The following is a 15,134-nucleotide window of genomic DNA, read 5'->3' on the forward strand; positions in this document are numbered from 1 at the left end:
TCATTGGGCGGATGTGTTAGGTTTCAACGGCTTACTGTCGGATTAGGGATGAGCGATACCAACGACCAAAACCGCGACAAAAAGGTGCTGACCCTGGGTGGTCGCCCGACGCTTGGACTGGGCGGGGCCAATAAGCCGAAGCAGGCGGCCCCTGCACAGCCCGCAGCGGCAGGCGGCGGCGCAGGCGCGTCAGGCACCGTGCGCCAGAGCTTCTCGCATGGACGCGGCAAGGAAGTGGCGGTCGAGGTCAAGCGCAAGAAGACCTTCGAAAAGGGTGCCATTCCCGGCGTCGCCGATGGTGGTGCCGCCGCCCGGCGCGCTGCGGAGGGTGCGGCCGGTGGCCGTGGTCCGCAGCCGCGTGGCAATGCTCCCCGGCAGTTGAGCGACGCCGAGCGTGAGGCGCGCATCCGCGCCCTGCGTTCCGCCGCCGAGGCTGAGGGCGAGCGCGCGATCCAGGAAGCAGCCGAGGCGGAAGCCCGCGCCATTGCCGACGCTGAAGCGGCTGTTGCCGCCGAAGCTGCGGCCCGCGTCCGCGCCGAAGCCATCGCCCGTGCAGAGGCCGACGCCGCTGCCCGCGCGTCGGAGCCGATGGACGAGGACACGGTCCGCCGTCGCGAGTTGGAAGAGCTGCGCGCCATCCAGGATGCTGAGAAGGCCGCCGCTGCCGAGGCCGAGCGCCGCCGCAAGGATGCGGAGGACGCTCGCAAGGCCGAAGCCGCCAGCCGTACGGAAACCAGCCGGTCTCGTCACGCGGCTCCGGCGGCGTCCGATGATGACCGTTCGGCACGCCCGGTCGGCAATCGCCCCGCAAACACCACGCAGGAACAGCCTGCCGCCCGTCCGCCTTTGGGTGTGACGCCGCGTCCCGGCGATTTCGAGGACGAGGATGGTCCTCGCCGTGCCAAGGTGGCCGGCGGTCCCGGCAAGGCGCCTGCCAAGGTGCCCGCGGCCCCGGTCAAGGCCAAGGTCGACGACAAGCGTCGCGGCGGCAAGATGACCATCTCGCAGGCCCTGTCGGACGAGGAAGGCCGTCGTGGTCGTTCCATGGCCGCTGCCAAGCGTGCCCGTGAGCGTGAGCGTCTGCGCCAGTTTGGCCGTCAGGAGACCCAGAAGGTCACCCGCGACGTCATCATCCCGGAAGTCATCACCGTCGGCGATCTCGCCAACCGTATGGCCGAGCGTGGTGCCGATGTTGTGAAGTCGCTGATGCGCATGGGCGTGATGGCCACCATCACCCAGACCATTGATGCCGATACGGCTGAACTGGTCGTGCAGGAGCTGGGTCACCGTCCGGTTCGCGTCGCCGAGAGCGACGTCGAAATCGGCGTGATGGGCAACGAGGATCTGGCCGAGGACCTGGTGTCCCGTCCGCCCGTCGTCACCGTCATGGGTCACGTCGACCATGGCAAGACCTCGCTGCTGGACGCGCTGCGCAAGACCGACGTTGCTGGCCGTGAGGCCGGTGGCATCACGCAGCATATCGGCGCCTATCAGGTGCAGTTGAAGTCCGGGTCGAAGATCACCTTCATCGACACGCCGGGTCACGCCGCCTTTACCGAGATGCGTGCCCGTGGTGCCAACGTCACCGACGTTGTGGTGCTGGTCGTGGCCGCCGATGACGGCGTCATGCCGCAGACGATCGAAGCCATCCGCCACGCCAAGGCGGCGGGTGTGCCGATCATCGTCGCCATCAACAAGTGCGACCTGCCCTCGGCCAAGCCGGACCGTGTCCGCCAGGAACTGCTCCAGCATGAGCTGGTCGTGGAAGGCATGGGCGGCGACGTCCTGGACGTGGAAGTGTCGGCCAAGGCCGGCATCAACCTGGACAAGCTGGAAGAAGCCATCCTGCTGCAGGCCGAAATCCTGGAGCTGAAGGCCAACCCGCGCCGCACCGCCGATGGCGTGGTGGTCGAGGCCAAGCTGGACAAGGGCCGTGGTCCGGTCGCCACCGTGCTGGTGAAGCGCGGTACCGTGAAGGTCGGCGATATCGTGGTTGCCGGTTCCGAATGGGGCCGTGTCCGCGCGCTGGTCAATGATCGCGGCATCAATGTGCCTGACGCCCCGCCGGCCATGCCGGTCGAGGTGCTGGGCCTGGGCGGCGTGCCGCTGGCCGGTGAAGAGATGGTCGTGGTCGACAGCGAAAGCCGCGCCCGCGAAATCACCGAATACCGTGCCCGCAAGAAGCGCGAAGCCGATAGCGCCAAGTCTGGGCGTGGTTCGCTGGAACAGATGTTCAAGCAGATCCAGGCGGGCGAAGCCAAGGAACTGCCCATCGTCATCAAGGGCGACGTGCAGGGTTCGGTGGAAGCCATCTCCGGTGCACTGGAGAAGCTGACAGCCGAGCATACCGAGGTGAAGGTGCGCGTGCTGACGTCCGGTGTGGGCGCCATCACGGAAAGCGACATCACGCTGGCCAACGCGTCCAAGGGTCTGGTTGTCGGCTTCAATGTCCGCGCCAATCCGCAGGCCCGCGACATGGCCAAGCGCGACGGCGTGGAAATTCGCTACTACTCGATCATCTACAACATCATTGATGATGTTAAGCAGATGCTGACCGGCATGCTGTCGCCGACGCTGCGGGAGAAGTTCCTGGGCAACGCGCACATCCTGCAGGTCTTCAACATCACCAAGGTCGGCAAGGTTGCGGGCTGCCGCGTCAGCGAAGGCATCGTCAAGCGTGGCGCCAAGGTCCGTCTGCTGCGCGACAATGTCGTGATCCACGAGGGTACGCTGAAGACCCTGAAGCGCATGAAGGACGAAGTCCGCGAAGTGCGCGAAGGGTTCGAATGCGGTATGGCCTTCGAGAATTACGACGACATCCGCGAAGGCGACACCATCGAAGCCTTCGAGATCGAAGAAATCGCCCGCGTCCTGTAATCGGGTCTGGGGTGATGTGATAAAGGCCGGTGCCAGCAATGGTGCCGGCCTTTTTCTTTTTCGGGGTTACCCTCACCCTCCCAAACGCTGGCGCGTTTGGGCCCCTCCCTCTCCCACCTTCATGGGCGAGGGAAGAGGTTTCCGCCCCTCGCCTGCTTGCGTGAGGGTGAGGGCGGCAAGGGAGGGCGAGGGCAAGCACGGGGCAAAGCCTGATCTCCATCTTCTGCTGGCCTTTCCCTGTTCCACGGCGTTTCATAGGAAACGTGGAAGGAAAAGCCGCGACCCGCGCGGCGTCTGGGAGATCATAAATGCCCAAACTTGCCCAAAATCTGATCTGGATCGTCATCGGTGTCTTCGGTGCCGCTTGCCTGGGTGGGATCGCCCTGCACCGGGGGGAGACGATCAATGCCCTGTGGTTCATCGCGGCGGCCTTTGGCATCTATACCGTCGCCTACCGGCTTTATGCCGGCTGGATCGTCACCCGCGTGCTGGTGGCCGATCCCAGCCGGGCGACGCCGGCCCTGCGTATCAATGATGGGCGCGACTATGTGCCGACCCATCGCTGGATCACCTTCGGTCACCATTTCGCGGCCATTGCCGGTGCCGGTCCCCTGGTCGGGCCGACGCTGGCGGCGCAGTTCGGCTATCTGCCGGGCACGTTATGGCTGCTGACCGGTGCCGTTATCGGTGGCTGTGTGCAGGACATGGTGGTCCTCTGGGCCTCCACCCGCCGTGATGGCCGTACCCTGGGCCAGATGGCGCGGGACGAGCTGGGACCCGTGGCCGGGGGGGCCGCCCTGGTCGGTACCTTGCTGATCATGGTGCTGATCGTGGCCGTGCTGGGTCTGGTCGTCGTCAATGCCATGAAGCATAGCCCCTGGGGCACCTTCACGGTGGCCATGACCATCCCCATCGCCATCCTGGTTGGCATCTATATGCGCAGTATCCGGCCGGGCCGGGTGCTGGAAGGATCGCTGATCGGGCTGGCGCTGCTGCTGCTGGCCACGGTGGGCGGTGGCTGGGTGGCGCATGACCCGGTGCTGGGGCCGATGTTCAATTTCGATGGGCCGGCGCTGGCCCTGATGGTCATCGGCTACGGTTTCTTCGCGGCCATTATGCCGGTCTGGCTGCTGCTGGCGCCGCGTGACTATATCTCCACCTTCATCAAGATCGGGGCCATCCTGCTGCTGGCTTTCGCGGTCGTCATATTGCGGCCCGAACTGCATATGCCGGCCTTGACGCAGTTCACCGACGGCACCGGGCCCGTGGTGGCGGGCGGGCTTTATCCGTTCCTGTTCATCACCATCGCCTGCGGTGCTGTTTCCGGCTTCCATGCGCTGATCAGTGCCGGCACCACGCCCAAGCTGATCATGTCCGAAAAGGATCTGCGGCTGGTCGGCTATGGCTCCATGGCCATGGAAAGCTTTGTCGGCGTCATGGCCCTGATCGCGGCCTGCGTGCTGGACCCCGGCGTCTATTTCGCCATCAACAGCAGTGCCGGCATTGTCGGTGCCACGCTGGAAACGGCGACGGCCACCATCACTTCCTGGGGCTTCCCCGTCACGGCGGAGCATATGCAGGAACTGGCGACATCCATGGGGGAGACAACGCTGTTGGCCCGTACCGGCGGTGCGCCGTCGCTGGCCGTCGGCATGGCCCAGATCTTCGCGGGCGCCTTCGGGCAGAGCCTGTTGGCGCTCTGGTACCATTTCGCCATCATGTTCGAGGCCTTGTTCATCCTGACGGCGGTGGATGCCGGCACCCGCGTGGGCCGTTTCATGCTGCAGGACCTGCTGGGCAATATCTGGCGACCGCTGGGCGACACCAAGGCGCGGGGACCGGCCATCGTCTGTTCGGCCCTGTTCGTGGCTAGCTGGGGGTATTTCCTTTATATCGGGGTCATTGATCCCTATGGCGGCATCAATATCCTCTGGCCGCTATTCGGCATCTCCAACCAGATGCTGGCCGCCATGGCGCTGGCCATCGCCACCACCATCATCGTGAAGAAGGGCAAGGCCGCCTATGCCTGGGTCACCGGGCTGCCCATGGCCTTCCTGGCTGTCACCACCACCTATGCCGCCTGGCTGAAACTGTTCGATCCCGACCCGCGCGTGGGCTTCCTGGCCGGGGCCAATGCGCTGGAGGGCAAGCTGGCGGCGGGGTCGCTGTCGGGCAAGGCGCTAGAATCCGCTCCGCAGTTGATCTTCAATCAGCGGCTGGATGCCGGGCTGACGGTGTTCTTCATCATCGTGCTGTGGGTCATGATCATTGAGATGGCCCGCATCTCCCTGCGCCATGTGCAGGGTCAGACGGTACCCGCCCTGTTGGAGGCACCCTATGTCGATGTGGCAAGCTTGCCGCAGCCGACCGGTGCGGGAGGGCATTGATCATGATGGCGGGACCGGCCCATTTCCTGCGCACGGCCTGGACCGTGCTGCGGGAAGTGTCGGGCGACGCAGCCTATGACCTTTACCTGGCCCGCCATCGGGAGCGCCACCCGGACCAGCCGGCACTGGACCGGGAGGCCTTCTACCTGTCGGAGTTGGACCGGCGGTGGAGCGGGGTCAACCGTTGCTGCTGACGCAGCGTCGTCACCCGAGCTGTTTTCGGTTTACCGGAAGCAGCTCGGGCGGCGACTGCCGCCGCGCGGCACGTGCCGCGTAAGCCAAGCGGCGGATGCCGCGCCGGCGCTTGAGGAATACGAAAGCCTAGAGCGTGTTTCCGGCCAACGGAAACACGCTCTAGGCGTCATTGGCGGCGGGTAGTTCGCCGATCGACATGGGTTCGTGGTCGGGGAAGCGGTCCAGCAGGGCGTCGGCTTCTGCGGCCACGGGCCCCCGATCGGTGATGAAGCCGGTGATCAGCGACAAGGGCAGGATGTCGGCGCCCGGTGCCGTGATGGTGCCGGGCCCCAGCGCCTGCCAGTTGATGGCGGCGGCGGGCAGACAGACATGCAGCGGTGCGCCCGCGACCTTGGCTGCCCGCGCCAGATCACACGTGCCGGCGGGGACCAGAACGTCGCCGCGCGCACTGGCCCGGATGGCGGCCACGAACAGCCGCTCCACCACCCCGCGCCGGACAAGGTCCAGGGCGCCGTCAAGGTCGCAGGGGCTGTGCGGAATGCCCGCCTCCACCATCTCCCACGCGGCCAGTGGCCCGATGGTGACGACTTGCGGCGGGGCGATATCCTCGCCCAGAACGCCGCCCGTGGCTCGGCGCAGATCCACCTGTTCTTGTGCCAGAAACAGGCCGGCGGACGCAGCACCCCAGCCCACCGATGACAGCCAACCCGGTTCGGCGGCCAGCAACAGGGTCTGTGGCTTGCCGTCGCCGCCACCCGCACCGACTCGGCGCAGCATGCCCATGGCGTGGCGACCGATTGCAAGGTTGCCGGCCAGTTCCTCCGCCGCGATGGCATCAGCCTCCATATAGGCGCGGTGGGCGCGTTCGGCGGGCGGCGTGACATCCAGCACCTCCCGCATCCGATCCAGGACACCGCGCAGGCGCGGGCAGCGGGGATCGGTGGCGGCCAGCGCGTGCCAGGCCGTCATGACGGGGACAATGTCGGGATCGCGCCGTGCGGCCAGGGCCAGGCCGTAACCCGCCAGGACGGAAATCAGGCCCGGTCCCCGTACCACGCCGCCAACAATCGCGCCCAGCACCTCGCCCACAGAGGCGACGCGGCGGATCTGGCACTGCGCGGGCAGCCCGGTCTGGTCGATGACCTCCACGCCCCAGCCATCATCCGCCAGCCATATCGACTGGTGTCGCATGTAGCGGCGTGGAGAGGCAGCAGCGGGCATGGGGTTCCTGTTTCCGTTTGCGCACCCACCATGGACCGCCGCCGCGGCGCGGGTCAAGCTGCCTTACCCTGTCCGAAAGCACGGGGGACGATTTTTGCCCCGCTAAGCGGCGGACAGTTGTTCAACAAAACCGCTAACATTGCGGCGCAGGTCGCCCGCCTGTCCGGCCACGCCATTGGCCGTGCTGGTGACCTGTCGGGAGGTTTCCCCGGTTTCGCCCGCAACACCGACCAGACCGTCCAGATCCTGGCGGATATCCTCCGTCCCGACCGCTGCCGCCTGCACATTGCGGGTGATCTCGGCGGTGGCGGCGGACTGTTCCTCCACCGCTGCCGCGATGGCGCCCGTCATGCTGCGGATCTGGTCGATGGCGGTGACGATGCCGCCGATGGCCCCGACGGAGCCACGCGTTGCACTCTGCACCCCCTCCACCCGGCGCCTGATATCCTCCGTCGCGGATGCTGTCTGGTTGGCCAGCGCCTTCACCTCCGACGCTACGATGGCAAAGCCGCGTCCCGCGTCGCCAGCCCGCGCCGCCTCGATGGTGGCATTCAGCGCCAGTAGGTTGGTCTGGGCCGCGATCCCGTCGATCAGGTCTACGATCTGCCCGATCTGGCCCACCGTATCGGCCAGATCGGCAATGTCGCGGGCCGTGCGCTGGGCGCCGTCGGCCCCTTCGCCGGCCAGGGCTGCCACCTGTGTTGCCTGCCGGCTGATCTCCCGGATGGAGGCGGCCAGTTCCTCCGTGGCGGCGGCCACGGTCTGCACATTCGCGCTGGTGCGGTTCGATGCCTCGGCGGCGGCACTGGTGCGGTCTGCGGCAGTGGTGGCGGCGCGCTGCAACCCGCCGGCCTGGTTCTGCAAACCATCGGCATTGCCGGCCAGTTCGGTGACGATCGCTTCCATCCGTCCCACGAATTCCTGTATCAGACGTTCGCGGTTGATCCGGTGCGTGGCCATCGCGGCCTCCGCTTCCTTCTGTTCGCGGGCCAGCCGTTCCGCCCGCTCCATCCCGTCGCGGAACACGGCAACCGCGCGGGCCATTTCCCCGATCTCGTCCAGCCTGTCAGTATCGGCCAGTTTGACCTGCAGGTCATTGGCAGCCAGCCGGCCCATGGCCCCGATCAACCGGTTCAGGGGCGAGGTCACGCCCTTCAGCGCCACCACCAGCGACAGGCCGATACCGCCCAGGGTGCCCAGCAGCGCCGTCAACGACAGGGTCCAGCTGGTCAGCCGCTCCAGCGCATGCAGTTCGCCGGTTAGGGCCGCGACCGCCTTCTCCAGCGTCGTGATGTAGGGATCGGTCTGCTCGGATGCGGTGCGTTCGGTGCTCCGCACCTTATCCCGGAACAGGGCATGGGCGTCGGCACTTTTGCCCTCCATGGCCAGGGTCCGCACGTCCCGCAGGGCGGCGATCACCGGGGTCTGGCTGGCGGCGATGGCGGCAGGATCGCTGCCTGGCACCGGCGGCGACAGGGTGCGCATGGTGGCCACCGCCTCTTCCATGGTCGCCAGCCTTTTATCGAACCGGGTGGCGATGGCGGCCCGGCCATCGGCAGGTTCGAAAATCAGGTTCAGGGCGTCGCGCTGCAACGCGCGGCTGGTGGAGCGCAGTTCGCCCGCGGCCAGTGCCGCCTCATTCGCCCGGTTCAACGCCTCCGTCGCGCCATTGACGCGCGCCTTGGACCACAGCGCCGTGGCCGTCACGACCAGGGCGACCAGCGACAGGATGGCCACGGGGGCCAGAATCTTTATGGAAAGACGCATCAATGCCGCTCCCTTTTTGGACGAAACGCCGCGAAACGGAAGGGAAAGCTGGGCCAAGGAGGTCCTGGCCGATATATGCAGTTGAAAGGAGAGGATACGCCGGTCCGGGGATCGGGGAAGGGGCGATTGCGGTCCTGACGGATAGGGTTCCGATTATTTCCGGCCATCGCCATTCTGGAACCTGTGCGGCGGCACGATAAGGGGCGTGCCGATGGTTTCAGCACGCCCCTTTCCGACAAGTCCCTGTCAGCCGATCAGCACCCGCAGGGCAAAGGCCTCCATCGCGTCGGGCAGATAATCGGCCAAGCCCGGGGCCAGGGTATCGTAGCGCGCCCGGAAATCGGGATGCGTGCGGTAGATGTCGGCCAGACCCGCATAGGCATTGGCGTCGGGGCGGCGGCCCCAACTGGCCGTTACCCAATCCAGATGCCGGTTCAGCATCGGGTCAAGCCGGGGATCATCGGCCTCGATCCCGTCCCGCAACGCCTGGGCAATGGCCCCCTCCACGGTGGCCAGTTCGGCCATGTGCGCCGGCTGATCCAGTCCGGCCATGGCCTGTTTGGCACGGCCGATATCGGCCCGCATGGCGGGGCCATGACGCTCGACCAGCCAATCCTCATATCCCGCCTGTTTTTCGGGGTTGAACCCCTGGTACAACGTCTCGGCATCCATCACGGTTTTTCCTTCCAGTAGGGTGATGGTGCGGTCGATGGTGGTGACCAGGGCACGGTACCGTTCCGCCTCGGCCAGCAGGTGCCGCCGCTGGACGCGCAGGGTGTCCAGCCGGTCGAAGCCGGGGGCGTCCAGCACCCAGGCAATCCGGGCCAGCGGCAGTCCCAGTTCCCGGTGCAGCAGGATCTGTTGCAGGCGCAGCAGTTCATCTGCCCCGTAATAACGGTAGCCGTTTTCCCCCGTCACGGCGGGGCGCAGCAGGCCGATATGATCGTAATGGTGCAGGGTGCGCACCGACACACCGGCCAGTCGCGACAATTGGCTGACGGTATAACGGCTCATCCCCTGGTCCCCTCCATATTCCACACGCCCATTCTTGCTGGGCTATGACGCGGCGTCAGGGTCAAGGGGGGAATTAAAACAGATCGTCGATCTCGCTTTGGTCCATGGTGACGGCGGGGTTGCTGTTCTGCACGCTGCCATGGACGATGGCGCTGCCCCGATCGACCAGGGCCTGCAAACGCTGCCAGTAATCGGCGGCGGTAAAGCCCAGCATGTCGGCATCGTCGCGCATGGCCGACAGGTTGGCCACCGCCTCCACGATCAGGCTGTTCATATCATTGATCGCATCGTCGAACGGTGCCCGGAACTCGATGGGCACATGATCATAGGCTTCGATGGCCAGTGGCGCGAAAGCCAGGCCCGAATCCTCGAAATGCTGACGATAGGTCTTGGGCGTCCAGGCCACGATCTCGTCCAGCATGTCGGGCATATCACCCAACATGGACAGCAACATGATCACTTCATTGAAATGATTGAAGTAATCTGTCGACAGTAATGTCCTGTCGTCGATCGTCGTATCACGGACAAGTTGGCGGTAATGGTCGAGCATGGACGTATCTTGCATGGCATGGTCTCCATACCACAATGTTCGCTAACAATATCCCTAAAATTGCATCTACCCTGTCATCCCCACACCTCAAACCCATTTCCCTGTTGAACAATCCTTGTGCAGATATTGGGGCGAAGGGAAGGGGTAAGTCCCTATCCTTACGGTGTTTCCGGTTTCCCCGGTTGCCAACCCTGGGCGCGTTTCAGGACTTCTTCCGCCGTTACCCCCTGCTCGCGCAGGGTGCGGATACCTGTGGCGCCATCGCGTTTGGACAGGCGTTCCCCCTGGTCGTTCAACAGTAGATCGTGATGGTGGTAATCCGGTTTAGGCAGGGACAGCAGCGCCTGGAGCAGGCGATGGACATGGGTAGCATGGAACAGGTCCACACCACGCGTTACCAAGCTCACGCCCTGGATGGCATCATCGACAGTAACCGACAGGTGATAAGAGGTACGGACATCGCGCCGCGCCAGCACGATATCGCCCAGCAGGCCCGTGTCCGCCGTCACGATCCCCCGCCCCCGGTCATGCCAGGTCAGGGGGCCGGTCAGGCTGGCGGCCTTTGCCACGTCCAGGCGGATGGCGTGCGGCTCCCCCGCTGTCACGCGGGCCGCCGCGACATCTGGAGACACATGCCGGCAGATGCCGGGATAGAGCGGCCCCTCCGGCCCCATGGCCACCAGATGCGGGGCATTGCCGGCCCGCGCAATCTCATCCGCGATCTCCTTGCGCGAACAAAAGCAGGGATAGGTGACGCCCAAGGCCGCCAGCTGGTCCAGCGCGGCTGCATAATCATCCATATGGTCGGACTGCCGCCGTACCGGTTCCTCCCACCGGCAGCCCAACCAGGCCAGATCCTCCTTCAGCATCACCTCATATTCCGGGCGGCAGCGGTTGGGGTCGATATCCTCAATCCGCAGCAGAAAACGCCCGCCCGCCTGTTTTGCGGCATTCACGGCGAACAGACAGGAATGGACATGCCCCAGATGCAGGAAGCCTGTCGGGCTGGGTGCGAATCGGGTAATGACGGGGAGGGCGGGTTCAGTCATGCGTGGACACCGGGGATGGGGGCTGCGCCCCTGCTCTCACGACATATACCCCCAATGGGTGGCGGGTCACAAGCCAAGCGACCACAAGGGCTTGGGTGTCGTTTCTATTGCAGGCGCGTGATAATTGCGGATTACGCATGCCGGGCGGGTTGCCAGAAGGGGTCGGGCCGTTATATCAAGATGCCCGACGTTCCGGCCTGCCGCCAACCTGTCCGCCGCCCGATGCCGACGGTCCCGAAAGGGTCCTGACGGGTGGAAGAAGTCGGGGCTCCGGGGGTCGGGAACACCGACGGAACGGCGCTTGGGGGTGCAACTTGTCACCACCTTATGATGGGTGTCCTGCCTTGGTGCTGAATGCGGATTTCCGTCCGCTCAGCTATTTCCCGCTCTCGCTCTGGTCATGGCAGGATGCGGTCAAGGCCGTGTTCCTGGACCGCGTGAACATCGTCTCTCACTATGACCGCGTGGTCCGGTCGCCACAGCTGGCGATCCGGTTGCCCAGTGTCATTTCGCTGAAGGAATATGTGCCCGCCACGCGCCGGCCCGCCTTCACCCGCTTCAACGTGTTCCTGCGCGACCGGTTCACCTGTCAGTATTGCGGGCGCTGGTTCCCCACGCATGAACTGACCTTCGACCATGTCATCCCGCGCTGTCGGGGCGGGCGCACCAGTTGGGACAATGTCGTCACCTCCTGCTCGGCCTGCAATCTGGTCAAGGGCAGCCATATGCCCAGCCAGTGCGGCATGCACCCGATGCAGGAACCGTTCGCCCCCACGGCGTACGAGCTGCAGGAAAATGGCCGCAATTTCCCGCCCACTTTCCTGCATGACAGCTGGCGCGACTTCCTGTCCTACGATGATATCGGGGACGAGGTGGCAGCCGATCCGGGTGAGGATTTGCCCGGTGCCGCCTTCCCCGCCTCCATGACCAGCGCCGAATATTGGGGTGCCGAACTGGAGCAGGGCTGACGCGCTGGCAAGGGCCGCCGGATTGCCCAGCATCCCCTTCCATCCCGCCTTCATGTGATGGTGTTGAAAGGTCCGCTTCGGCGGGCCTTTCTTCCGTTATAGGCCGGTGCGGATGCTGCCGGGTGGCATAGGCTTTGTCCTACCTCGAAAGTTACACCCCTTCCGGCAAGTTGGATGGTTGAAGTGTGACGCATACGCATTAATTCTAAGTCAGCTTCTTTCAATGCTTTCAGAAAAGCAGCGGTGAAAATCAATAAATCAAGAGGTTGAGTTATATCTAAAATCCAACTGATCAAGAGGGTCGGCATTTTATTCTGATCAGATAGTTAAACTACTTTCCTGAATTCTCCAAAAAACTCTCCGTCGCTATCCTTCGTCAAGGATGGTCTCGTTCCTTCTTTGCCCGGATCGACCGTGGCCAGGAGAAATCGTATGCTGACCAAACTGCGCGACCTTTCGATTGCCCGCAAATTGCTGATCGCCTTCGGCGCCCTTGTGTTGACCTCTGCCGCTGTCGGCACGATCAACCGGGCACAGCTGGCCTTCATCGAACATGGTAATGCCGAAACCGTCCATACCTATGAGGTGATGCGCACGGTGCGTCAGCTGACCACGGCCAAGGTGGATCAGGAAACGGGTCTGCGCGGCTATATGCTGACCGCCGATGCCAGCTTTCTGGAGCCCTATACGAACGGTATCCGGAACTTTGACGCCAGCTTCGCCCGCGTCAGCGAACTGACCAAGGACAATCCCGAACAGCAGGCCCGCCTGCGGGAGATCAAGGAAGCGTCCGACGCCTGGAACCGCGAGGTTGCCGAACCGATGATTGCCGGTATGAAGGACCCGGCGACACGGGAAGAAACCCGTGCTGTTGCGGCATCCGGCATCGGCAAGAATCGCATGAACGCCGTCCGTGCCAAGGTGGAGGAAGTACAGAATGTGGAGCGCACCCTGCTGGAAAGCCGTCGCGCCGGCCTGATCAACGCTTTCTCCACGGCCAATATCGCCACCATTGCGGGGGCCGTCGGGTCGCTGATCATCGCCATCGTGGCCGGCCTGTCGCTGGCCGGTGCCATCGCCCGGCCCATCCGCGCCATGACCGGCCAGATGGGCCTGCTGGCCGGTGGCGACAAGACCATTCATATCGACGGGCTGGACCGTCAGGACGAGGTGGGCGGCATGGCCCGCGCGCTGGAAGTGTTCCGCCAGAACGCTATCCGCGCCGATGAACTGGCCGCTGAACAGGCCCGTGAGCAGGAGGCAAAGCTGCGCCGGACAGAGGTTGTGGAGGGGCTGATCGCCCGCTTCGACGCCGAGGTGACAGCCGTCCTGGGCAGCGTCGCCGGCGCCACCAGCCAGCTGGATGCCACGGCCCAGGGCATGACCGCCATTGCCGAGGAAACCCGCGCCCAGGCCACCGCAACCGCCAGCGCCGCCGACCAGACCGCCGCCAATGTGCAGACGGTCGCGTCGGCAGCGGAGGAAATGGCCAGCTCCATCCAGGAAATCTCCCGTCAGGTGGTACATTCGACCCAGGTCGCCGACAATGCCGCCAGCCAGGCCGCCCGTACCAATGACACGGTGCAGACCCTGGCCGATGCCGCACAGCGCATCGGGACGGTGGTGCAGTTGATCAGCGAGATCGCCAGCCAGACCAACCTGCTGGCCCTGAACGCCACCATCGAGGCGGCGCGCGCCGGGGAGGCGGGCAAGGGCTTTGCCGTCGTCGCGTCGGAGGTCAAGAGCCTGGCCAACCAGACGGCCAAGGCCACCGAAGAGATTGCGCAGCAGATCCAGTCGATGCAGGCCGTGACGGGCGACGCGGTTGGGGCCATCGGCTCCATCACCGGTACCATCGCGCAGATCAACGAAGCCATGGCCACCATCTCCGCCGCCGTGGAACAGCAGAACGCCACCACCTTGGAAATCAGCCGCAACGTGCAGCAGGCGGCCCTTGGCACCCGTGAGGTTTCCTCCAACATCGCCAGCGTGACCCAGGCCGCGGGAGAGACGGGTGCCTCCGCCACCCAGGTCCTGGGTGCGGCCCGTGAACTGGGTGAGCAGGCCGACGTGATGAAAAGTCAGGTGGAAAGCTTCCTGTCCGGCATCCGGGCCGCCTAACGGTTCCTTGCTCCAGTCTGTGGACAGCCCGGCATCCGGTTTCTGGATGCCGGGCCTTTCCTCTGGCACGATGCGGTCACTGCTCCTTTGACCGGTGTCCAAGATGCGCTTTGCTCCGTTCCGTTGCCTGCTCACGCTGCTTTTGAGTTCTGCACTGGCCGGGTGTGCCGCCGCTCCTCGGCAAGCTGCGCTTCCCGCCGGTGCGAAATATGTCGCGATGGGCAGTTCCTTCGCGGCGGGTCCCGGTTTGCCGCCCTATGTGTCGGACGCGCCGGCGCGGTGTGGACGGTCGGCCGGCAATTACGCGCAACAATTGGCGGCCAAGCGTGGTCTCGTCCTGACGGATGTCACCTGCTCCGGCGCGACGACAGGAGCTGTTCTGGACGGATGGGCAGAACTGCCGGCGCAGATTGCCGCTGTTGACGCTGACACACGGCTGGTGACGGTCACCATTGGCGGCAATGATGTCGGCTATATCGGCAACATGCTCTCCGTCTCCTGTCTGACCCTGGCACGCAACGCCGGTTCGGGAACGGAGAAGTGTCGCACCCCGTCCTGGGCCGAGGAGGAGAAGTTCCGGCAGCTTTCGGAGGCGCTGATCCGCATAGGAACGGCAGTGCGTGAACGTGCACCCAATGCCTTGCTGATCTTCGTCGAATATCCCGCCGTTCTGCCGCCCACGGGCACCTGCGCGGCAACGCCGCTGGACCCGGCGGAGGCCGACCGGTTGCGGGAGGTTGAGCGTCGTCTGCGTGATTTGACGGGGTTGGCGGCCAAACAGTCCGGTGCCCTGGTGCTACCAGCGGCGAAACTGTCGCGCGACCATGGTGTATGCGGGGCGGAACCCTGGATGGAGGGGTTTCCAGTTTCGGCGGGTAAGGCTCCCTACCACCCCAATATGGCGGGCATGAGCGCTGTTGCCGTTGCCCTGGATGGAATGCTGCCGCGCTGACGGATTGGAGATGTTCTTGTTTTGTTGATGCAT

Annotated in this window: 11 protein-coding genes and 1 pseudogene; 6 read left to right on the forward strand and 6 right to left on the reverse strand. The window is 64.9% G+C overall.

Translation table 11 applies throughout. The annotated features are described in order from the left end of the window. Positions 1 to 48 precede the first annotated feature (48 nt). From infB to ACODSP_RS13110, 3 genes are all read left to right on the forward strand, one after another. A complete protein-coding gene (gene infB, locus ACODSP_RS13100; RefSeq protein ID WP_488966017.1) occupies positions 49 to 2,877 on the forward strand; it encodes a translation initiation factor IF-2 in 2,829 nt (942 codons plus the stop codon). Between the two features lie 308 nt (positions 2,878 to 3,185). Further along, on the forward strand, positions 3,186 to 5,264 hold the full coding sequence (locus ACODSP_RS13105; protein WP_488966018.1) for a carbon starvation CstA family protein: 2,079 nt from the start codon (positions 3,186 to 3,188) through the stop codon (positions 5,262 to 5,264). A 2-nt stretch (positions 5,265 to 5,266) separates the two neighbouring features. Beyond that, positions 5,267 to 5,458: a YbdD/YjiX family protein gene (locus tag ACODSP_RS13110; protein ID WP_102112231.1), complete on the forward strand. Its 192-nt coding sequence runs from the start codon at positions 5,267 to 5,269 to the stop codon at positions 5,456 to 5,458. Between the two features lie 160 nt (positions 5,459 to 5,618). Here the strand turns inward: ACODSP_RS13110 and ACODSP_RS13115 are convergent, their stop codons facing one another. The 5 genes from ACODSP_RS13115 to gluQRS form a co-directional block, all read right to left on the reverse strand. Next, complete coding sequence (locus ACODSP_RS13115; RefSeq protein ID WP_488966019.1) at positions 5,619 to 6,680, reverse strand: translation initiation factor eIF-2B alpha/beta/delta subunit family protein; 1,062 nt, start codon at positions 6,678 to 6,680, stop codon at positions 5,619 to 5,621. Between the two features lie 102 nt (positions 6,681 to 6,782). After that, positions 6,783 to 8,447, reverse strand: a complete 1,665-nt coding sequence (locus ACODSP_RS13120; protein ID WP_488966020.1) for a methyl-accepting chemotaxis protein — start codon at positions 8,445 to 8,447, stop codon at positions 6,783 to 6,785. A 246-nt stretch (positions 8,448 to 8,693) separates the two neighbouring features. Continuing rightward, on the reverse strand, positions 8,694 to 9,461 hold the full coding sequence (locus tag ACODSP_RS13125; protein WP_488966021.1) for a MerR family transcriptional regulator: 768 nt from the start codon (positions 9,459 to 9,461) through the stop codon (positions 8,694 to 8,696). Positions 9,462 to 9,534: 73 nt separating this feature from the next. Continuing rightward, entirely contained in the window at positions 9,535 to 10,026 is a 492-nt protein-coding gene (locus ACODSP_RS13130; protein ID WP_488966022.1) for a hypothetical protein, read from the reverse strand. A 143-nt stretch (positions 10,027 to 10,169) separates the two neighbouring features. After that, positions 10,170 to 11,060 carry a tRNA glutamyl-Q(34) synthetase GluQRS gene (gene gluQRS, locus ACODSP_RS13135; RefSeq protein ID WP_488966023.1) on the reverse strand — a complete coding sequence of 297 codons (891 nt, stop codon included), beginning with the start codon at positions 11,058 to 11,060 and terminating at the stop codon, positions 10,170 to 10,172. Positions 11,061 to 11,374: 314 nt separating this feature from the next. Here gluQRS and ACODSP_RS13140 point away from each other — a divergent pair. Further along, positions 11,375 to 11,917 (forward strand): annotated as a pseudogene (locus tag ACODSP_RS13140) (HNH endonuclease); the annotation flags it as partial. Between the two features lie 161 nt (positions 11,918 to 12,078). On the opposite strand, the gene ACODSP_RS13145 reads toward ACODSP_RS13140, so the two are convergent. Continuing rightward, a complete protein-coding gene (locus ACODSP_RS13145) occupies positions 12,079 to 12,336 on the reverse strand; it encodes a hypothetical protein (protein ID WP_488966024.1) in 258 nt (85 codons plus the stop codon). Between the two features lie 124 nt (positions 12,337 to 12,460). On the opposite strand from ACODSP_RS13145, the gene ACODSP_RS13150 reads away from it, so the two are divergent. Together ACODSP_RS13150 and ACODSP_RS13155 are read left to right on the forward strand one after the other, a co-directional pair. After that, positions 12,461 to 14,149 carry a methyl-accepting chemotaxis protein gene (locus tag ACODSP_RS13150; RefSeq protein ID WP_488966025.1) on the forward strand — a complete coding sequence of 563 codons (1,689 nt, stop codon included), beginning with the start codon at positions 12,461 to 12,463 and terminating at the stop codon, positions 14,147 to 14,149. A 217-nt stretch (positions 14,150 to 14,366) separates the two neighbouring features. Continuing rightward, entirely contained in the window at positions 14,367 to 15,101 is a 735-nt protein-coding gene (locus tag ACODSP_RS13155; RefSeq protein ID WP_488966026.1) for an SGNH/GDSL hydrolase family protein, read from the forward strand. Positions 15,102 to 15,134 lie beyond the last annotated feature (33 nt).

It is taken from the genome of Niveispirillum sp. FG156 (genome assembly GCF_057809555.1).